This is a genomic window from Candidatus Bodocaedibacter vickermanii, from assembly GCF_014896945.1.
GTDB lineage: Bacteria > Pseudomonadota > Alphaproteobacteria > UBA6184 > UBA6184 > Bodonicaedibacter > Bodonicaedibacter vickermanii.
Genome location: NZ_CP054719.1, coordinates 199,016 through 219,196, shown reverse-complemented (window position 1 = coordinate 219,196; position 20,181 = coordinate 199,016). Strand labels below are relative to the sequence as shown.

The 20,181-nt window shown below is 40.9% G+C and carries 19 protein-coding genes, 3 tRNA genes and 1 pseudogene; 17 read left to right on the top strand and 6 right to left on the bottom strand.

Features of this window, described 5'->3' with window-relative positions:
• The first annotated feature begins 40 nt into the window (after positions 1-40).
• The 10 genes from CPBP_RS01105 (at position 41) to CPBP_RS01060 (ending at position 10,042) form a co-directional block, all read left to right on the top strand.
• Positions 41-526, top strand: coding sequence for an imm11 family protein (locus CPBP_RS01105; RefSeq protein ID WP_350332216.1), 486 nt, complete (start codon positions 41-43; stop codon positions 524-526).
• 51 nt (positions 527-577) lie between these two features.
• The gene (locus CPBP_RS01100; protein WP_350332215.1) at positions 578-2,620 is read left to right on the top strand and encodes a hypothetical protein; all 2,043 of its coding nucleotides are present in this window, start codon (positions 578-580) and stop codon (positions 2,618-2,620) included.
• On the top strand, positions 2,617-3,213 hold the full coding sequence (locus CPBP_RS01095) for an SMI1/KNR4 family protein (RefSeq protein ID WP_350332214.1): 597 nt from the start codon (positions 2,617-2,619) through the stop codon (positions 3,211-3,213). The genes CPBP_RS01100 and CPBP_RS01095 overlap by 4 nt, the downstream gene beginning before the upstream one ends.
• Positions 3,214-3,300: 87 nt before the next feature.
• The gene (locus CPBP_RS01090) at positions 3,301-5,343 is read left to right on the top strand and encodes an HNH endonuclease signature motif containing protein (RefSeq protein WP_350332213.1); all 2,043 of its coding nucleotides are present in this window, start codon (positions 3,301-3,303) and stop codon (positions 5,341-5,343) included.
• Positions 5,344-5,550, top strand: a complete 207-nt coding sequence (locus tag CPBP_RS01085; RefSeq protein WP_350332212.1) for a hypothetical protein — start codon at positions 5,344-5,346, stop codon at positions 5,548-5,550.
• Positions 5,551-5,644: 94 nt separating this feature from the next.
• Complete coding sequence (locus CPBP_RS01080) at positions 5,645-7,117, top strand: hypothetical protein (protein ID WP_350332211.1); 1,473 nt, start codon at positions 5,645-5,647, stop codon at positions 7,115-7,117.
• A gap of 10 nt (positions 7,118-7,127) precedes the next feature.
• The gene (locus CPBP_RS01075; protein ID WP_350332210.1) at positions 7,128-7,601 is read left to right on the top strand and encodes a hypothetical protein; all 474 of its coding nucleotides are present in this window, start codon (positions 7,128-7,130) and stop codon (positions 7,599-7,601) included.
• A 30-nt stretch (positions 7,602-7,631) separates the two neighbouring features.
• Positions 7,632-9,086: a hypothetical protein gene (locus CPBP_RS01070; RefSeq protein ID WP_350332209.1), complete on the top strand. Its 1,455-nt coding sequence runs from the start codon at positions 7,632-7,634 to the stop codon at positions 9,084-9,086.
• The gene (locus CPBP_RS01065; RefSeq protein WP_350332208.1) at positions 9,087-9,821 is read left to right on the top strand and encodes an Imm49 family immunity protein; all 735 of its coding nucleotides are present in this window, start codon (positions 9,087-9,089) and stop codon (positions 9,819-9,821) included. It begins immediately after the preceding gene.
• A gap of 86 nt (positions 9,822-9,907) precedes the next feature.
• Complete coding sequence (locus CPBP_RS01060) at positions 9,908-10,042, top strand: hypothetical protein (RefSeq protein ID WP_350332207.1); 135 nt, start codon at positions 9,908-9,910, stop codon at positions 10,040-10,042.
• 69 nt (positions 10,043-10,111) lie between these two features.
• Here CPBP_RS01060 and CPBP_RS01055 read toward each other — a convergent pair whose 3' ends face one another.
• Positions 10,112-11,269 (bottom strand): phosphoglycerate kinase, encoded by a 1,158-nt coding sequence (locus CPBP_RS01055; RefSeq protein ID WP_350332206.1) that lies wholly within the window; start codon positions 11,267-11,269, stop codon positions 10,112-10,114.
• Positions 11,270-11,339: 70 nt separating this feature from the next.
• On the opposite strand from CPBP_RS01055, the gene CPBP_RS01050 reads away from it, so the two are divergent.
• The 3 genes from CPBP_RS01050 (at position 11,340) to CPBP_RS01040 (ending at position 14,892) form a co-directional block, all read left to right on the top strand.
• A complete protein-coding gene (locus CPBP_RS01050) occupies positions 11,340-12,128 on the top strand; it encodes an RMD1 family protein (protein ID WP_350332205.1) in 789 nt (262 codons plus the stop codon).
• Between the two features lie 143 nt (positions 12,129-12,271).
• Positions 12,272-13,417, top strand: a complete 1,146-nt coding sequence (nhaA, locus tag CPBP_RS01045) for a Na+/H+ antiporter NhaA (protein WP_350332204.1) — start codon at positions 12,272-12,274, stop codon at positions 13,415-13,417.
• A 140-nt stretch (positions 13,418-13,557) separates the two neighbouring features.
• Positions 13,558-14,892 carry an MFS transporter gene (locus CPBP_RS01040; RefSeq protein WP_350332203.1) on the top strand — a complete coding sequence of 445 codons (1,335 nt, stop codon included), beginning with the start codon at positions 13,558-13,560 and terminating at the stop codon, positions 14,890-14,892.
• On the opposite strand, the gene CPBP_RS01035 is transcribed toward CPBP_RS01040, so the two are convergent.
• Complete coding sequence (locus CPBP_RS01035; protein ID WP_350332202.1) at positions 14,837-15,526, bottom strand: HD domain-containing protein; 690 nt, start codon at positions 15,524-15,526, stop codon at positions 14,837-14,839. The two genes, CPBP_RS01040 and CPBP_RS01035, sit on opposite strands and share 56 nt — an antisense overlap.
• An 82-nt stretch (positions 15,527-15,608) precedes the next feature.
• Between CPBP_RS01035 and CPBP_RS01030 the strand changes: the two are divergent.
• Positions 15,609-15,836: pseudogene (locus CPBP_RS01030) on the top strand (hypothetical protein); the annotation flags it as partial.
• A gap of 212 nt (positions 15,837-16,048) precedes the next feature.
• Here CPBP_RS01030 and CPBP_RS01025 read toward each other — a convergent pair.
• The 4 genes from CPBP_RS01025 to CPBP_RS01010 form a co-directional block, all read right to left on the bottom strand.
• A tRNA-Arg gene (locus CPBP_RS01025) sits at positions 16,049-16,125 on the bottom strand.
• Between the two features lie 56 nt (positions 16,126-16,181).
• Entirely contained in the window at positions 16,182-16,625 is a 444-nt protein-coding gene (locus CPBP_RS01020) for a flagellar assembly protein FliX (RefSeq protein ID WP_350332201.1), read from the bottom strand.
• 102 nt (positions 16,626-16,727) lie between these two features.
• A complete protein-coding gene (locus CPBP_RS01015; protein WP_350332200.1) occupies positions 16,728-17,654 on the bottom strand; it encodes a small ribosomal subunit Rsm22 family protein in 927 nt (308 codons plus the stop codon).
• Positions 17,655-17,893: 239 nt separating this feature from the next.
• A tRNA-Ser gene (locus tag CPBP_RS01010) sits at positions 17,894-17,983 on the bottom strand.
• A gap of 107 nt (positions 17,984-18,090) precedes the next feature.
• Here CPBP_RS01010 and CPBP_RS01005 point away from each other — a divergent pair.
• The 3 genes from CPBP_RS01005 (at position 18,091) to CPBP_RS00995 (ending at position 20,180) form a co-directional block, all read left to right on the top strand.
• Positions 18,091-18,177 (top strand) — tRNA-Leu (locus tag CPBP_RS01005).
• 21 nt (positions 18,178-18,198) lie between these two features.
• Complete coding sequence (gene truA, locus CPBP_RS01000) at positions 18,199-18,936, top strand: tRNA pseudouridine(38-40) synthase TruA (RefSeq protein ID WP_350332199.1); 738 nt, start codon at positions 18,199-18,201, stop codon at positions 18,934-18,936.
• A 29-nt stretch (positions 18,937-18,965) separates the two neighbouring features.
• Positions 18,966-20,180 (top strand): MFS transporter, encoded by a 1,215-nt coding sequence (locus CPBP_RS00995; protein WP_350332198.1) that lies wholly within the window; start codon positions 18,966-18,968, stop codon positions 20,178-20,180.
• Position 20,181 lies beyond the last annotated feature (1 nt).

Below are 20,181 nucleotides of genomic sequence, written 5' to 3'. Positions count from 1 at the left end.
CTATCCCAACAGTTATATTGGGGAATATTTAGGGGATCCAATGCAAACTGAAATTTATGAATTTATGCGCGTAAAACCATTAGACATAAATTATGATTATAACTTGCGGTTTGAAGTGTTAACAACTATGGGTAAGATTCGAAAGTATGATCTAGTTCAAGTGAATACCCCTCATAATTATTTATTTAGTCCTAAAGCAATCGAAATCTTGACTGCGTTATGTCCAGAACAGATTCAGATATTTGATACATTGATTCAATGCAAAGATGGTAATATTACAGAATATAAGGCCGTTAATATCTTGAATGAGGTAGATGTTTCTGATCCTGAGAAGAGCAAATACAAATATTTTGATAGTGGACGTGTTAGAGGATACGAGAAATATGTATTTCATGATGATTGTATGGGGCGTAATCACATCGCTCGAGATACAAAATTTCATGCCCCTATCATCATCTCACCCACGTTAAAAGAAGCGTTTGAAAAAGCAAAGATTAAAGGATGTAAGTATTGGGGCGGGGATTAACACGAACACGCCTCGCGCCATACTATCTAAAAGGTGCAGAGTCACGTTGCCGTGTCTGTCCATGGAGAATGGGCGACCCATAAGCGTCGTACGTATGTGCCGACGCGACAAACGGCACAGTTTATGCGGTTTGGAACACCTGGACATCCGGTAGATGAGCTTGTGATTTATGGCAGTCAGTTGAAGGGGGTCATGGGGACAGGGACAATTCGGAAGTTGACCCTGGTAGATAAGGCAGATACACATGCCCAAGATGGTGCAGGTTGGAATGCTTCAGTAAGCTTAAAGGATCTGGGACAGACCGGGTGGGATGCTGTTAGCAGCGTTGGGTTTGGAGTTAAAGGAGGGGACAGTTCCAAAGTTGTGGACGGCAAAGCTGAGTTTAAGTGTGATGGGGTAGAGGTGCTAGCCATTGAAAGGATAACTGCTGAAACATACGACCGACGGTATGGAGTGAATTTGACGAAACACTTTACATCGACAGGTGATGCAGCAGGTGCGGCAGCAGCGTATGCGCCCGGTTACAGTGGACGATTAGAGTTGGGAGAGGATTCTGTAGGATTTGAATTACCGAACGTGATGTTCCACGAAAAGACCGAGACAACCTCTCAACAGATTACGCGAAGGGATGCAGAACAAGCCGCGTTAGAAGCCCAGCGGCAACGTGAGGCAGCCCAACGTGCAGCAGACGCTGCCGAGGAATTGCAGCGTAACGCGTTGAAAGCTATATGTGATCAATTTGAAAGAGAAAACCCAACGCTTGTTAAGGATCTGATAGCTAAGGAAGCGGCAGAAGCGGAAGCCAAGCGTGCAGCCGAAGCCCAACGGCAACGTGACCTTGCAGCCCAACGTGCAGCTGCGGCAGCGAAAGATACGGAGTTACAAAAAGAGAAGATAAATGAAGCTCTGGTGAATATGTTAACACCCGGACAGTTGGCGCAAAACGTAGCAGATGCAGAGTATAAGAAGACGTCTGCATATCAGATTGAACAGGAGTTACAGCATATTAAAGCTCGAACACAAGAGATGCAGAAGATGTCAGCGGCTGAAAAGAATACACCAGAGTGGCGTAAAGAGTTTATGGATTTGCACCAAGCTAGTGAACGGTTAGGTGTATTTGATCCTGAATGGCGAGAGAGGCAGGCAACTGCAGGTGCAGCAGGAATGGTTGGAACCTTGGCAGTATTGGCTCCGCAATTTACATACCGTATGATGTTAGGTCATTTGGCGGGTAAAGCCATGACGGAGGGACTGTTACAGAATGCCCACAGTGAAGAAGATGTGGCAATGGCTCATTTGGTAGGATTAACCACAGATCTGACGATGGGAAGCCATATGCCGACAGGAGGGTTGTTTGCAAGGGGAGTCCCATTAACTACAGCTGCTGCAGCGACAGCAGAGAGTGGAGGATTGCTCAATCGACTTAGAGCCGCAGGACAAGAGTTTGGGCAATGGCGACCTGATCCTCATGCTATGGGAAGCGGGTTTCTACCATTTACACGGAAAGCCCCACCTGCAATAGGCACCCCATTAGAGATTGCAACCGCAGGTGAAGCTCGTGCTGCTGCGTCCGTAGCTCCAGTAGCAGAGGCAGCGTCCTCCGCAGCTCCAGTAGCAGAAGCTGCCGTAAAAGTACAAACTAGGTACGAAATTATTAATCATGTATTAGAAGACCAGGTTCGTGCTGGAACAGAAGGATTTGTGTGTAGAATTTGTCCGTTAAAAGGGGGACCACTTTCTATAGATTGTTCAGCATTTAAAGTAACGCCCTCTACTCCATTGACAAAGCTTGGTGTTCCACGTGATAGTGTTCAATTTTGGAAACATTTCAGAGAAAAATATGATACTGTATTTCCAGAAATTTGGAGTGAGACCAATTTAGGTAGATTTAGGGACGGTATTTCTCCCAAAGTGGATTCTGAATGGCTTAAATATTTTCCTGAACACGGGAAATATTTGAATGAAATCTTAGAGCATCATCATATTAATCATGGAAATATAGCGATTCCATTACCTGATACAATGCACAAAGGTAAACTATTTAATAGGATGAACCATCATCCGGAAACATATATTAAGGAGGTTACAGAATGATATTAAATATAGAGGATCTGCTCGAACATTGTCGTAAACATGCGACGGCATCTCCAATAATTGCTGAAGATATACTCATTTCCGTTCCGGGTATACCAGATGAGGAATATACTAAACTAATAAAGGCATTTACAACATTGCCTGAATCATATTTAAACTTTATTAAAACGTATGACATAAAGCAGGTAACTATTGGTAATTATAAGATTAGCGTATGTAAAGATAAACGAGAAGAGACTGTAGACCGATTATTGTATTGGAATGATCGAGAGGAAGAAATTCAAGACATACAAAAAATGCACGATCTAACATTTATTGCTAGTAATGATATCGATGATATATACGTTGCGGGAACAAAAAGCGATTATAAAGAAGGGGAAATTTTATCCATTGATCATGAGTTATATTGGGAAGAAAATGTTCCGATAAAACGAGTGGCGCCTAACTATGAAACATTTTTGATTATTTGTGCCAATAAGTATCAGCTACAAATGACCGACGGTATAGATGGTTACAATATCATGGAAGCATTAAGACTGCGGTTAGATGCTTTAAACCTACCCAAAGAATATTACGATTATTGGGTTTGGTAACTCACTCCGCATTTCGCTCCACAATGCCATCATGCACACTGGGGCGAATTGTGCTAATGGGGATGCAGTGCCACACCGCTGACCTCTGTGGGAGCGAGTTTAAGTTTAGGCAAGACGCTGTCTGTCCATGGAGAATGGGCGACCCATAAGCGTCGTACGTATGTGCCGACGCGACAAACAGCACAGTTTATGCGGTTTGGAACACCTGGACATCCTGTGGATGAGCTTGTGATTTATGGCAGTCAGTTGAAGGGGGTCATGGGAACAGGGACAATTCGGAAGTTGACCCTGGTAGATAAGGCAGATACACATGCCCAAGATGGTGCAAGTTGGAATGCTTCAGTAAGCTTAAAGGATCTGGGAAAGACCGGGTGGGATGCTGTTAGCAGCGTTGGAGCTGGCGTCAAAGGAGGGGACAGTTCCAAAGTTGTGGACGGCAAAGCTGAGTTTAAGTGTGATGGGGTAGAGATACTGGAACCGATTGAAAGGATAACTGCTGAAACATACGACCGACGGTATGGAGTAAATGCAACGAAGCACTTTACATCAGCAGGTGATGCGGCAGCAGCGTATGCGCCAGCTTACAGTGGACGATTAGAGTTGGGAGAGGATTCTGTAGGATTTGAATTACCGAACGTGATGTTCCACGAAAAGACAGAGACAACCTCTCAACAGATTACTCGAAGAGACGCAGAACAAGCGGCGTTAGAAGCCCAGCGGCAACGTGAGGCAGCCCAACGTGCAGCAGACGCTGCCGAGGAATTGCAGCGTAACGCGTTGAAAGCTATATGTGATCAATTTGAAGCAGAAAACCCAACGCTTGTTAAGGATCTGATAGCTAAGGAAGCAGCAGAAGCGGAAGCACAACGCGCAGCTGAAGCCCAGCGGCAACGTGAGGCAGCCCAACGTGCAGCAGAGGCAGCGCAAGATACAGAGTTACAAAAAGAGAAGATAAATGAAGCTCTGATGAATATATTAACACCCGGGCAGTTGCAAGAGAGTGTTACGGATGCGAAAGAAGCTGAACGGGTGAAGATCCGGGAAGCATCGATTGCTTTAATACGACGATTACGCCCCGAGGTAACAGATGCAGAGGCTCAACAGTTGAGAGACATGTATGATCGAAAATCTGGCCGATTAATGAATGCTGCCATGGAGGCATATAGAGGCTCCACTGCAGAAAATGTACTTCACAGAGTAAGTGAAGTGATTGGGACGGTAACTGGAGAGCTCATAAAAGGGGCCGCATTAGCACCGCTTGATCCCTATGAAACGCGTGAAGAATGGGCTGAACGCAGTCGAGAATACGATGAGATGAAAGGACCGATGCAGTATTTAGGAGACGGATTGCATGCAACGACAAAAGAAGTGGGTCATTACGGGCTTGGGATGAGTGAGGAGAACGCGGAAACGTTTGCTACATTAGCGATGGATGGCGTGAACATCGCTACAGCAGGACGGATGCTAAAACCTGGCGTTAAACCAGCTCTTAATGCTGCTGGAACGGTGTTGAAGGGAGCAGGGGGAGCAGCGACTGCAATGTTTGAAACGCTATTGAGCTTATTACGAGACTTGGAGGTCAAAGCCCCACCGGCAATAGCCACCCCATTAGAGATTGCAACCGCAGGTGAAGCTCGTGCTGCTGCTGCCGCACAACCCGCCGCCGTGGCAGAGGCTGCTGTGAGTAGTAGACCTTTAAGCTTACCTTACATTGAAGGTGGACGGTATGTGCCTGGAAAAGCTATGATGAGTTTTGAGTTAACCAATCCACCAGTGTTAATGAGAGGGACGCATAATTCAGCGGGTAAAGTACCATTGGAAGTGGCGCAGAAACTGAGCGGAAAAGAGTTTAGTAGCTTTGATGCATTTCGAAGTGAGTTCTGGAAAACTATGGCTGAGTCTAGTTATGCAAAAGAGTTTAAGTCTGCTGATATAGCTCGTATGCAAAAGGGAAACGCACCTATCGTTCATTTAGAGCAATCACTTGGTTCTAGAATAACTTATGAACTACACCACAGGACACCTATACATGACGGAGGCCCTGTTTATGACTTGTCTAACTTATTAATTGTTACGCCTAAATATCATAAAGAAATCCTAAGTAAACAATCGCACTATGGAGTAAAATAAATGTATTCAGATCAAGAAATTATGAAGATTATAAAGCTTTTACAAAAAGGAGAAGGGGATGATGATCAACTTGCATATTGGTTACAAAATGAATTGCACGGATTAGAAAGTATCCTTGATGTTATTTTTCATTCTGATCAAGGAATGCTTCCTTCTCAAGAAGTTCTTCGGATTGCGAGAGAAAAGAATAAACCTATTATTCTTTAACCTCCAGCGCCCTACGCCCCACGCCCCACAATGCCATTAGGCGCGTAGGAGCGAATTGTGCTAATGGGGATGCAGTGCCACACCGCTGACCTCTGTGGGAGCGAGTTTAAGTTTAGGCAAGACGCTGTCTGTCCATGGGGAATGGGCGACCCATAAACGTCGTACGTATGTGCCGACGCGACAAACGGCACAGTTTATGCGGTTTGGAACACCTGGACATCCTGTGGATGAGCTTGTGATTTATGGCAGTCAGTTGAAGGGGGTCATGGGGACAGGGACAATTCGGAAGTTGACCCTGGTAGATAAGGCAGATACACATGCCCAAGATGGTGCAAGTTGGAATGCTTCAGTAAACTTAAAGGATCTGGGACAGACCGGGTGGGATGCTGTTAGCAGCGTTGGGTTTGGAGTTAAAGGAGGGGACAGTTCCAAAGTTGTGGACGGTAAAGCTGAGTTTAAGTGTGATGGGGTAGAGGTGTTAGCCATTGAAACGATAACTGCTGAAACATACGACCGACGGTATGGAGTAAATGCAACGAAGCACTTCACACCAGCAGGTGATGCAGCAGGCGCGACAGCTGCGTTTGCCCCATCGTATAGTGGACGATTAGAGTTGGGAGAAGACTCTGTAGGATTTGAATTACCGAACGTGATGTTCCACGAAAAGACTGAGACAACCTCTCAACAGATTACTCGAAGAGAAATTGAAGCATACCTGACATGGCTTTTGAATCAAAGCCTATCGAGTGATGAGTTCTTGAACGAGATAGCACAGCGTATCCGACAGTTAAAAGCAAATGATGCCCATGAAGATATTCTAGATCAATGGCAACAAAAGTATGATGAGTTTGCAGGTGCTTTAGTCACCGATCCTGTTGATGTGACGGATTATAATATCCCAACTGATGATGACTATGACGATGAGTATGAAGCTGATGATACTGCACCCGCCGCCGCCGCAAGTGCCCCACAACATGTGGATCCGATGGGGGGAGAGGAAGATGAGGTATTATTGCCATCATTCATCGATGCAGAAGGAAAAAAATGGGTGCCTGGAATTATTCCTGGAGAATATGTTCAAGTGCTTACCGCGAAGGACTTGCTTGAGATGGAGCAAGGACTTGATGATGTTACGGATATTGTTACAGGTATTTATGGGGCGGCTAAACAAGGCTTTAAGTATGTTATGCAGAAAATGGCTGGTGCTGCCCTACGAAAAAAGTTAGAAGATAAATCCTGGATGAGTAGGAAACCAAAGTTATCTGCAAAACAAAGTGAACAAATAGGAGGAATAAAGTTAGAAGGTTTAAATCCTGGGAATGTAACAAAAAAAGGAGATCGAATATTTGCAGATACAGAGTTGCCTGGAGGAGAAATAGCAGCAAGAGCATTTTTCGAAAAACTCACTGGAATTAGAGCACCAAAAATAATTTCCAAAGAAGGATTTCCTAAGATATTACCAAATGGTCAAAGAATAACGATTAGAACAACAAGCAAATCTTGTTATCCAAAAGTTGAGATTAATGATCCTATACGCAAGCTTTTAGAGAAAATATCATTCAAATAGAAAGTATATTATGACATACAACGATCCAGAAACATTACCTCAATATAGAGTTCCTGAAGATACTACGCTTGATACTTTTGGAGAGTATCTGAAGAAAATTATTAAAGCCTATGCAAAAGGCTATATATCCTTAGGTGATATACTTAATCATGGAGATGCGATTAATTGTTTTATTTATAACAAATATATTGATTCAGAGAAGGCAGAATACCCTACGTTTCCAAAGTCAGATCCAAGATCAATACCATTAAATGTATTAGAGTATTTTGAGAGTACAGCTTTTTTTATGATTCCTCGAGACGTAAATTATTTTTTAGAATTTCTCGATACCCCTTTGGGGTGCGAGAAAGAAGGATGGGCTAAGTTTCACGCATATATTAAAAGTCAAACTCTTCGAAAACGTATTGATGATGAAATTAAGCAGGGAGTTTGTTATGGAGAGAGTCATGGTTTTAACCTAGATAAACCATTTGAACCATTGTAAAGTATTGGTATATCCTTTTATGACAGCCATGTGACGCGAAAGACGCCCCATAAAGGATCGATCCAAGCATTGTTTGGGTTAAAAATGAGGGCAGATACGTTGCTGTTAAATGGCAGCGATGCGAATGCGATGGTGATGGATTTGAATGCACATCGTGTTGAAGTTGGAGTTGTGTGTTATGAATCTGACAGCAAGGATACATCGGGAGGTGTGAGCTTAAGTTTAGGCAAGACGCTGTCTGTTCATGGAGAATGGGCGACCCATAAGCGTCGTACGTATGTGCCGACGCGACAAACGGCACAGTTTATGCGGTTTGGAACACCTGGACATCCTGTGGATGAGCTTGTGATTTATGGCAGTCAGTTGAAGGGGGTCATGGGGACAGGGACGATTCGGAAGGTAATCCTGGTGGATAAGGCAGATACACATGCCCAAGATGGTGCAAGTTGGAATGCTTCAGTAAGCTTAAAGGATCTGGGAAAGACCGGGTGGGATGCTGTTAGCAGCGTTGGAGCTGGCGTCAAAGGCGGGGACAGTTCCAAAGTTGTGGACGGTAAAGCTGAGTTTAAGTGTGATGGGGTAGAGGTGTTAGCCATTGAAACGATAACCGCTGAAACATACGACCGACGGTATGGAGTGAATTTAACGAAACACTTTACATCAGCAGGTGATGCGGCAGGTGCGGCAGCAGCGTATGCGCCAGCTTACAGTGGACGATTAGAGTTGGGAGAGGATTCTGTAGGATTTGAATTACCGAACGTGATGTTCCACGAAAAGACCGAGACAACCTCTGAACAGATTACGCGAAGAGACGCAGAACAAGCGGCGTTAGAAGCCCAGCGGCAACGTGAGGCAGCCAAGAAAGCAGCAGAAGCGCCACAAACACGGGGACGCCCCACTACTGAACGTCCTGTGCAACCCCGAGCTTCAAGTGTGCCAAGACCATCTGGTGCGAGAGAGATGGTAGAGCCATCTTTTTCGGAAGCAAGATTAAATGGGGCTGCGAATAGATTAACAACTGCAGTCAAGGGTGAAATGGCAGAGGCTGCAGGAAGAAGAGCATTAGATTATGCGAGGGGAGATCATTTACCCACTAGGTTGCTTGGAAATAGAGGCATTGATGATGCGAGAGTATTTTATGATCCAGCAGGAAAAATAAATGGTATTGATATTGTTGTTGACATTGTTATCACTGAGTCTAAGTTTGCAACAGGTGGAGGGTTCCCAAAGTTAGCAAGAACAACGGATGGTGTGCAGCAATTATCGCCAGCTTGGATGAAAAAGCAGATTGATAGCTTAGAAAGAACAGGAATGCATCCCGAAACTCTGCGAATTTTAAAAGAAAACTCCGATAAAATTCGATTTAAAGCAAACGTACAAGATGAATTTGGTGTTAATCGATGGTATGATTATGGTCGTTATGATCCATCCAACTTTAAAGAATTTAACGCTATTAGAACACCAAAGATTACAGGAGGAGAATAAATGAAATTACCTACACCACAAGAGCAATATGAACGATATCAAAAAAAAATAATCCCAGAATATTTTATGGATATGGAATCAGAAAATGTTAGTAAAAGGCTCAATTCACTTCACGGACTTTATTCGGGATATAAATTCTTGGGAATATTAGAATGGTATCTACATAAAGATTCAAAGAAGTTCAAAGAATATATGAAAACAGCAGTTGAATATGACAAAGACAGTTTTTTATATAGCAAAGAAATTAGACCTAGTAACAAAACAAGTACGGCATGTTTATCAGCGATGTTTGATGCCCTAAATAGCGGAAATGAAGATCTAGTAAAATCTTATTTTACTATGGTTGACGACTATTATGATTATGATACAAAACCAACCAGTCATCCTGCGAACTGGTTATATCGATGCTTAGTGGTTTTGGCGTTAAATCGATACGAAAATCAATGGAGTGTATTCATAGAAAAACTTAAAAAAGGATATTCCACGAAGCAGTATGGAAAATTATATCCGCTAGCACTAATGCTTGAAGCGATTTGGAACAAAGATGAAATGGTTTTCAATGAACAAGCACAAATCTTTGCTGATAGCTATAAATCAATGACGCGGGGGATATTCCCAGACTATGAAGATAAGCTTTTGAGTTTGTGGGGGCTTGGAATTTGTAACTTAGCTGAAATGAAAGGGTTAAAGGTTACAATTGACCATCAGTATTTGCCTAAGGAGCTAATTGGGTAACCACAGCGCCCTTCGCCCCACAATGCCATCAGGCACACTGGGGCGAATTGTGCTAATGGAGATGCAGTGCCACACCGCTGACCTCTGTGGGAGCGAGCTTAAGTTTAGGAAAGACGCTGTCTGTCCATGGAGAATGGGCGACCCATAAGCGTCGTACGTATGTGCCGACGCGACAAACGGCACAGTTTATGCGGTTTGGAACACCTGGACATCCACCCTGATAGATAATGATCACGCTTAACTATTTGCGGGCAGTTATATAAACAGGATGCAACATCACGTTGCGGAGTTTACAACAATGGAACAATTCCGGGTAATTTTCTACCTTCCATAAATTCCATAAATGCGCCGCCTGCCAAAGATACATATGTAAACTGGTTAAACGTATTTGTTTGACGCAGCGCCATCACTGTTTCGCCACCACCTGCCAATGTTTGAAACTGCTGCTGTTGTGTTAAACGGCCCAATTCTCTTGCCAGAGTAAACGTACCATTACTCCACGTAGGGTTTTCAAAGACACCTAGAGCACCATTCCAAATAATCGTCTTTGCATCATTCGCAGTTTTAAGTAAGCACTCCAAACTTCGGGGAGCAATATCTAGAATGCGTTCATCTGTAGTCACTTCGGTTGCTGCCTTATCAATGGGAGTATCAGTAAGCGTTTTCCCAACTCTAACGTGATTGGGCATCCACAATTCGCATCCTTCGGTTGCGGCTTGATCGATGATTTTTTTCGCAAGATCAATGGCATCATCTTCCACAAGGGACAGTCCCACATTTAGACCTTGCGCTTTTAGAAATGTATTTGCAAGTCCGCCAACTAACGCAATGGTTTTTGCTTTCTTTAGCATATTTTGAATAAAATCTATTTTAGTTGAAATTTTTGCACCCCCACATATTGCCATAAGGGGCTGTTCATAATGTTCATGAAAATAACTAAGATTAGAAAGCTCTCGATCCATCAACACTCCGGAACAGTGGGGCAGGTGATGCGTAATTCCTTCAACAGAGGCATGTGCCCGATGAGACACTGAAAATGCATCATTTACAAACACATCGGCTTTTTGAATCAAGCGTTTAATTAACTCAGGATCATTGGCTTCTTCACCTGGAAAAAAACGTATATTTTCAAACAAACTGATCTGATGCTCCCACTGATGTCCCAATTGATCTAAGTTCTCAATTAAATTTACGGGATGTTGCAACAGTTTCTCTATTTCTGGTTGCAGTAATTTCAACGAACTTTCAGCCTGATATGCTCCGTTAGGACGTCCCAAGTGAGTAAGTATCGTAACGTGTTTACCCGAACTTAATAAGCCCATAATTGTTGGAACAGTTTCTAAAATTCGGCTGTTATCCAGTACAACTCCGTCTTGAATTGGCACATTCCAATCGACTCGAACCAGTACATTTTTCATAAAAGGAAGAATGTCGTGAATTGTTTTCATAATAAACTCTATGCTTTTTTATCTATGATCATGTAATATAATTAGAAATGCAATGCAAAAAGAGATTGATATGAAGTGTTTAACATATAGTACAGCAAGTGGCTACAGATTAGCGAGTGTATATACGTTTTTACATAAAAAAGAAAAAAATGTGCAACGCTTTAGCGATGTTGTTTTTTATCAATCCGATACGCAATTTGTATATATTTTTGCATTTGGCGCTGTTGTTTTTTGGGGGCAAGATTCAAACCAATCGTTATCATTTATTAAATCAATTGAACAGTTTGCTGATGAACCCACCACTCAATTTGAAATCGATGAATTTTTTTATGAAGTTGGAACCAAAACTGTCATTGATGAAATTGGCAATACGATCATCCTTGAAAACGATACGGATGCATTTTATAAATTGTCGTTATCTTATGCTTTGGGTCAATCTATTAAGCTTGCAAGCCATGAAAAAGATTTAAAATCAACTATTGATAAAATGGCATTTATTCCTCGCACCTTAGCAAAGACTGGAAAAACATCCTTAAAACGAAATGAAATTGCTAAAAAAATGGGTGAACTGTACCTTCAAAAATCATCCATCAACAGCAACCTAAATGTAATGCACACACCCAGGGTCATATGGGATCATTCAGAAATCGAGCCTCATTACCATATGGCAGCAGATTTTCTTGATCTACATTCACGGGTTGAAAGCTTGAACATGGGGTTGACGATGATCCAAGATTTATTAGAGATTTTGGAAGATCAGCTTAATCATAAACACAGTTCAATGTTAGAATGGATCATTATCGTTCTAATTTTTGTAGAGGTCGTTTTATTTATCGCAAAAGACTTATTAAAAGCCTAACTGACTTTTCACCACTTTAAGTAAAAAACAAAACACCTTAACTTTTTATAAGTAATTTTTATGGATAATTAACAAATAACAGATTATTTGCAAGAGAGGTTTCCATAAAGCAATTCACCAAAATAGAAGTCCAAAAAGATATTTTGTCCGCATTCTTACTCTTTTTTTGCGTAGCAATTGCTTTGGCTATCAGTAATATCGACAGCTTGTTACAGTATTACCGGGAAATTATAAACTACAAACTCATCATTGGTATTGGTCCTTATCATGTATCAAAAACTATAGTCAAATTTGTAAACGATGGTTTGATGGCGATATTCTTTTTCTTTTTAGGATTAGAAATGAAATATCACATTCAAGAGGGGGAATTTAAAGATAGGCGCAATTTGCTGCTGCCAGCCCTTACTGCAATCGGCGGATTTGTTGCTCCTGCATTATTGTATACGACATTAAATTATGATTCAGCAGAAGGAAGTGCAGGGTGGGCAATCCCTGTTGCCACTGATACAGCATTTGTTCTGGCCATCTTGACATTAATGAAACATAAGGTTTCTGATAATATTAAGGTTTTTGTGATTGGGTTATCGATTATGGATGATGTGCTGGCGGTCTTGACGCTTGCTATCTTTTATACACCTGAACTGGATATTATTCCACTGTTGTGGAGCCTTATTCCGCTTGTGATTTTATTCATGTTAAATAAATTTAAATCACACAATCATTTTTTATATTACGTAATGGGGATTATCTTGTGGTTGTTTGTTGTACAGGCTGGTGTACATGGTACAATTGCAGGGATAACACTGGCATGCTTTATTCCCACCCGGATAGAGTTACCTCATAAAACAGTCCATTTGGTAAAAGATATGGAAGCATCCATTCATACATTGGTTGCTTTTGTCATTTTACCTTTATTTGCATTTGTTAACTGCGAATTACCTTTTAGTGAACTAAAACTTAATGATGTTTTTTCCACGATTAGTATAGGATGCTTTATAGGGTTGTTTTTTGGAAAACCATTTGGAATCATCAGCGTTATGTATATTGCAAAATTCTGCAACTATGTTGAGCTTCCTAAAGGGACGACCATGGCTCAATTTTTTGGTGTAGCCAGTTTGTGTGGGATTGGATTTACGCTCAGTTTATTCATTGGGCTACAGGCTTTCGATCCTGCCGAATTAGAAAATCAAATGAAAATAGGTGTTTTGCTTGGGTCATTGTGTTCAATTATTGTTGGTAGCATTATCATTGGAATAGGCTCAAAAAAACATAAAGCTGATAATCAATAGTCATTAAAAACATCAAAAAGTATAAAGATATTTTTATTTGAAAGTCCTCAAATCTTATATTAACAATAAAAAGTGGTCTGCTACTCGGTAGATCTTAACATCTTTGTTGGGGGTATTCTCTTTAGGGTGAGGAGCAAAAAATGAAGCCTGGAAACATTAAAAACTATTTTTTCTATCTAACAAAAGATCAACGAGAGGCTGTCGGCCTTTTATCAATAGGTACATTTTTAGAATATTTTGACCTGATGCTATATGTACATATGGCAGTGCTTTTAAATGAACTTTTTTTTCCTAAAACTGATCCTTTTACAGCATCGTTAATTACCGCGTTTTCATTTTGTTCAACGTATCTATTAAGACCTTTTGGAGCTTTAATCTTTGGATACATTGGAGATTATATAGGTCGAAAAGCTGTGGTAATCTTAACCACATTGATGATGGCTGTATCGTGCATAATTGTTGCATCATTGCCAACATACGCACAAATAGGAATTACTGCGTCTTGGATCATCACTTTGTGCCGTGTTGTTCAAGGTATGGCCGCAACAGCAGAGGTGAGGGGAGCAGAGCTCTATTTAACAGAAAGCTCTAAACCTCCAGTTCAATATCCAATGGTTGCATTAATTACAGTTTTTTCTGCACTCGGAACCAGTGCCGCTATTGGAGTAGCTGCTATTTTTACAAATAACACGTTCAATGAAATTACAAGCTGGCGAGCTGCTTTCTTAGTGGGGGCAGGGATTGCGTTGGTTGGAACCATTGCTAGAACCAGTTTAAAAGAGGCCGATGAGTTTGCTAACAAGCGCAACAAGCTAAAAGAGCAGCTGAAAGAAAATAAAGTTGCCTGGAGTGATCTAAACGAAGAATTCATGAAACAAAAATCATCGTATTTAATTTCCATCGCATATTTCTTGATCCAATGCGCGCGTCCGCCATGCTTTTATTTCATATATATATATTGTTCAGACGTCCTAAAGCGAGATTTTGGATATACTGCCCATGAAGTAATTAGCCAAAATTTCTGGGTTTCAGTTATTGATTTGTTGGGGTTACTTCTTTTAGCGTATCTAAGTTATATAATCCATCCTTTTAAAATACTAAAAGCAAAATTTTATTTATTTTTTGCATCGATGTTATCATTTCCCGTTGTTATAAATTATACTCAAGATGCATCCTATATATTGATTTTTCAATGTTTAGCCGCGTTGTTTGTGTTTGATCACATTCCAGCATCGCCCATATTCTATAAGTACTTTCCTGTATTTAGGCGATTTACGTACACCAGCTTTTTAAGCGCAGTGGCAAAACTTGCAACGTATTTTATTACGGCATTTGGGTTAGTATATACAACTGAATATTTTGGATATTGGGGGATATTTGTAATTCTTGTACCAGTAGGAATTGGTTTCTTTGTAAGTGTTAGTTACTTTCAGAAATTAGAGAATCAGCAAACTCTACCGGCTTATCAAGAATAAGTTCATCTTGAGGGATAAGGCCTAGTTTTATATTTGTTTCATAACACGTTGTATATAAAACTTTGGTCAATTCAGGTAACTCTAATATTTCACTTAGGGCTAAGAAATATTGCAAAGTTTCCGTTACAATCTTGTGTTGTTTTTCCGGAGACTTTGCAAAAATTGTTTGCATATTATGTAGACGATCAACCAACTTGATAAGAAGCAAATTATATTTTTTTTCTTTCCAAAGTTGCTTTAATATATCGGCAGATGTGATTTTTCCAAAGGGTTTAACTCGTGTTAAATCTTCGACTTGAGCTGCAACCAAATCTCCAAAATGTTCAGCAATGGTAGCATAATCAAGGTCTGTATCTTCTAAAGTATCATGAAGGATGCTGGTGATAATAGAAACGGTGTCAACCAGATAATCACATACCATGCCTGCAACTTCTAAAGGATGAGTATAATAGGGTTCACCAGATTGACGAAATTGTCCAAAGTGATATTCTTTAGCAAAGTAAATTGCTTTCTTTACAAGGTGTACATCGACCGAAGTGTTCGCCTCAGCACTAAAGCGGTTGATTTTTTCTAATAGTTTATCTGAATAATCACACGACTTAAACTTTGATTCCCAATCTATATGCCAAGCCATTGTAAAAATTTACTCTACATTGCTTATGATACGATATCGAGTTTATGCGTCATGTTCAAGAACTATATTATTTAACATATACGATGAAACCATATCCACAGCGTTTGTTGAATCGACCGTAAATGAATTGATCAGTCGACGGACGGCGAAGAAACAACAAATGCGCTGGACGAATAAAGGAGCCCATTTACTGCTTCAGCTGAGAATCAAAACCTTAAATAATGATTTGCGTCAATATTATTTCGGCACGATATTTAACATAATCTTTATTATCACCCAAAGGTTCGATTCATATGTTTTTTCTACATAACATTTTCCTGACGAATCATCAGGCCTTGCCAAATCTCTGGTATACCCCTCCAGCTTTTCTTTTTACAAAATTATTAGTTGTATAATTTTCTTTAGCCTTTGGATTAAACGGCGCTGCTGGATACTTCATTAAATCATCGTCAGATTAAACAATTAAAGGATGATAAAGAAGTGAAGCTGCTTATGATGTAAGTATAAGAACATAGTATAAAATGGCGCACCCAAGAGGAGTCGAACCCCTAACCTTCAGATCCGTAGTCTGACGCTCTATCCAATTGAGCTATGGGTGCGTGATGAGCTGTTTATACAAGATTATTGGTGCAAAGGCAATAACAAAATTAGCTTATTATCGATTAATTGAAAGTTTTGCTAATTCTACAGCGACGCGTACCTGAATATCGTCAACAATGCCTCTTAAATCAGCAGGTATAGACTGAAGTTCTTTGGGTAAGGTCTGAAACATTGTTTCAAGCTCGTGTAACTGTTCGTGGGAAACTTCATTTCCTAATAATTGATACTGGAGTGTTTTTAGTTGATTCAAGAGATCATCCCCATAAGAAATGATTTCTTGAGTATGAGAATTTTTAGTATTGGAAATGCTAAGTAAAGATAGGCTTTGTATTGTTTGTGGAGCTTGGATAGGTGCAGAGGTTGCTTTTTCTGTGGGAGCCCCCTCCCCAAACTCGCCATCCACATCAAATGTACTCATAGTTTTTTTGCGCTTAGCAGCTAATGGTATAAGCTTACTAAGACTGGATGAGTGTAACAAACTATCAATCATCTTAAGCATCAAGGTTCTCTGTTTTTGTATAAGCTTATAATACTAAGATTTGGTAAACATGAAGTTAATACGGTAAAAAACAGGGTGATTAAATAAAGCCCAAAAAAAGGATTACAATGAATCCCCCCACTCTACTTTCTTTGCAGTGCGGTATGTTTCTTTTTGAGATTTTGATACTGTCTTGCGTTCGTAACCGGATTCATTACACAGATCCAACGTTATGTGCCCAGGTCGAACCATTGGTTTTTTGATAATGCGTGATGACTCTTCACAAAGAGCAACCGGCGTGTTGCGTACAATCAAATAACTGAATTTTTCATCTTCATAGGGTAAAGTTGCATCTTTAATTTTTTTCTGTAACTGACTTCGTTCCAATCGAACTGAAAAATGACACCAGTCTTGCCCAATTAATGGGCAATTATAGTTCCCTTTACAGGGTGCATAGATGTTGCCTCCATTTGCTGTAATGTAAGCTCGAATCTCTAGAATAGATTTAAACCCTTTGGGCGTTCCCGGCTCGATCACAACCAACCATTCCGAAACATTATGTGCCCACACATGATCGATAGTTTTAGCCACAGTTTCCGGTGAGTTTTCGCCAACCGTATATGACATCAACACTAGATCCGCCTTAATATTAGGCAACCCTTTCGGATACCGCCCGGGCATCCACGCTACGACATGCTCTGAAATACTCGTGTTTAAGCGCTCTGCAAGCGAAATAAAGCCTTGATCCCCCTCCAACCCTACATAAGATTCCAGGGTATCGAATCGCTCCCGAACCGCCCACAGCCCTGTACCTGGTCCACTGCCAATATCCAATACTGTTTCTACGTTCGCATCAAGTGGGATTTCCTGCAAAACCCTTGAAATTGCTGCGTATGTCGCAGGCATCCGTGACATCAAATAGGTATCATACATCCCCTGATGATCTTTGTTTGATTGGTAATTTGCCCGCAATTGAGCGGCATTAACCGTTTCAGAATCACTGACGTTTTGACGAATAGCTTCAACTAATTTCGATGGGATACGAATCATGAACACCTCTGTTTTATGAACGTATATCTAGCACATTTCCAACCAATTTTATACCTTATTTCCCAGAATACCCCTGATCGGCGGCAAGCTTAAAGTATCGTTCTGCTTCGTTTAAATCTTGAGCTAAAATATGGTTTCATATTGGTTGCTCCTATAATAATTAAGTATGGTTTATAAGAGTTTATCTATGATGTCAATCAGTATAAAGATTTTAGAACTAATGTTGAACTGCCACAGGGTGGCGGATGGAGTGGGATTCGAACCCACGAAGGAGTTTCCCCCTCGCCGGTTTTCAAGACCGGTGCTTTCAACCGCTCAGCCATCCATCCGCAAACAGATATACGGAATTTTTGAACCAAAGGCAAGGACTTTTTATAAAATTTTTTGAAAAAAATAACTTGATCTTTATTTCTGAAAGCGATACTGTTGGCTCGTTGCCCGGATGGCGGAATGGTAGACGCAACAGACTTAAAATCTGTCGATCCTAGTGGTCGTGGGGGTTCAAGTCCCCCTCTGGGCACCACACATTAACTCATAAGAATCAATGCCCCGTTATAAGTTTACAATCGAATATGATGGCAGCAATTACCATGGCTGGCAATACCAAGATAACCTTCCCACACTTCAGAACGAAATCGAAATCGCTATTTTTAAAATAACCCACGAACACGTACGGCTTCAGGTTTCAGGACGAACTGATGCAGGTGTTCACGCATTGGGGCAAGTCGCCCATGCCGACATCAAAAAAGAAATCGATCCCTTTCGATTCAGACACAGTCTAAATCATTTTTTTCAAGGCAAAGGCATTTCTATCCTTGAAACTGAAGTCATGGATGATACCTTTCATGCCAGATTTAGTACGAAAGCCAGAACCTATGTGTATAAAATCATCAATCGCAGAGCACCCTTAACCATTGATCTCAACCGTGCCTATCATGTGCCATTGCCCCTGAATGTGGATGCAATGAATAAGGCTGCTCAGTTTTTAATTGGACATCACGACTTCACAACCTTTCGTGCTGCGTCTTGTCAGGGATTATCGCCGTTCAAAACGTTAGAACAAGCTGAATTCACCCAAACTGGACATTTAATCGAATTTCACACTCGTTCTAAATCATTTTTACACCACCAAGTTAGAAATATGGTGGGGGCGTTATGCCTCGTTGGGCTAGGAAAATGGCAGCCAATTCAGGTTCAAACAGCCCTTCTTGCTAAAGACCGTGCAGCTGGTGGGCCCACTGCACCACCAGAGGGGCTTTACTTAAACCAAATAATCTATTAAGATGTGCCAGATAATTAGAAAAAAGACCAATGACACCGTTACAAAAAATATTTTCACTCCCTACTCTACTTGTTTTGAGTGTCTTCGTGTCAGAGGTTGCTTTGGGACTTTACACCCCTGCACTTCCTTATATTGCTCAATACTTTAACGTTTCAAATGACTTAGCTCAAATGACCCTCAGCATCGCTTTGGTTGGGTTTGGTTTAGGGTCTCTTACACATGGTCCAATCTCGGATGTACTGGGACGTCGGTTCGTTTTGCTTGGCGCGTTTATCATCTTTATTCTTGCAACGTTTGCATGCGCATCATCGTATTCCATTTATGGTCTTATCATTTCCAGATTTTTTCAAGGCTATGGCATTGGCGCAGCTCCTATTATCGCTTTAGCTGTCATTCGGGAAGTCTACCCCCCTCAAACGGCAAATCGCTTAATGTCCTTAACAGGTGGCGTTATTGCATTAGCACCCGCAATTGCACCCAGTATCGGTGGCTTTTTAACGCAAAGCTATGATTGGAGAGCTTGCTTTTATGTTTTAGTGTGGTTTGGTGTTATGTTACTAATCCCTTTATGGTTTTACATGCCAGAAACATTAAAACGATCTGAAGAAGCGCCGCTTACGTTGAATGGCTTTTTTAAAGATTTACTATCTGATACAAAGGCTCTTGCACTAAATTCTCACTTTTTAACAGTGGTCACTATCTCATCTTTAATGGTTGCTTGTATCTGGATGTATATTGGAATTGCTCCGTTTGCGTTCCAAATGATGGGGGTCACTCCTTTAGAATTTGGATTTTATTATGCGATCACTGTATCCGGCTATATCTTGGGATCATTTGTTAATACGTGTTGGGGATACAGATTTAGCTTTCAAACATTATTAGTTTTTGGCTTTTCAGTCATCATTGGCTTTTCATTTGTATTGCTATTATTAGACGCATGTTATATCCAATCTCCCCTTTTAATCTCTTTGTGCGTTGCTGCCCACTCATTTGGGTTAGCCTTTATATTTCCAATCACAAATACATTGGCAATGAAGGTTGGAACAAAAGGCGGGCTGACAGCATCTATTTTAAATGGCATGGAAATTTTTATCAGTTCTGTTGCTGTGTTTAGTATTAGCGTTGAAGATTCCTCAAATTTTGTATATATTTCCTTGATTCGATTACTAACCTGCGTTGTAGCGTTTGCGATCTATAAATTTTGGATTGCGAATCGAATGAAAACATTATTACAAAAGGACTAAC

Coding starts and splice junctions, on each gene's coding strand:
- CPBP_RS01105 (WP_350332216.1), top strand. CDS start 41: ATGCAAACTGAAATTTATGAATTTATGCGCGTAAAACCATTAGACATA.
- CPBP_RS01095 (WP_350332214.1), top strand. CDS start 2,617: ATGATATTAAATATAGAGGATCTGCTCGAACATTGTCGTAAACATGCG.
- CPBP_RS01085 (WP_350332212.1), top strand. CDS start 5,344: ATGTATTCAGATCAAGAAATTATGAAGATTATAAAGCTTTTACAAAAA.
- CPBP_RS01075 (WP_350332210.1), top strand. CDS start 7,128: ATGACATACAACGATCCAGAAACATTACCTCAATATAGAGTTCCTGAA.
- CPBP_RS01065 (WP_350332208.1), top strand. CDS start 9,087: ATGAAATTACCTACACCACAAGAGCAATATGAACGATATCAAAAAAAA.
- CPBP_RS01055 (WP_350332206.1), bottom strand. CDS start 11,269: ATGAAAACAATTCACGACATTCTTCCTTTTATGAAAAATGTACTGGTT.
- CPBP_RS01050 (WP_350332205.1), top strand. CDS start 11,340: ATGAAGTGTTTAACATATAGTACAGCAAGTGGCTACAGATTAGCGAGT.
- CPBP_RS01040 (WP_350332203.1), top strand. CDS start 13,558: ATGAAGCCTGGAAACATTAAAAACTATTTTTTCTATCTAACAAAAGAT.
- CPBP_RS01035 (WP_350332202.1), bottom strand. CDS start 15,526: ATGGCTTGGCATATAGATTGGGAATCAAAGTTTAAGTCGTGTGATTAT.
- CPBP_RS01020 (WP_350332201.1), bottom strand. CDS start 16,625: ATGCTTAAGATGATTGATAGTTTGTTACACTCATCCAGTCTTAGTAAG.
- CPBP_RS01015 (WP_350332200.1), bottom strand. CDS start 17,654: ATGATTCGTATCCCATCGAAATTAGTTGAAGCTATTCGTCAAAACGTC.
- truA (WP_350332199.1), top strand. CDS start 18,199: ATGCCCCGTTATAAGTTTACAATCGAATATGATGGCAGCAATTACCAT.
- CPBP_RS00995 (WP_350332198.1), top strand. CDS start 18,966: ATGACACCGTTACAAAAAATATTTTCACTCCCTACTCTACTTGTTTTG.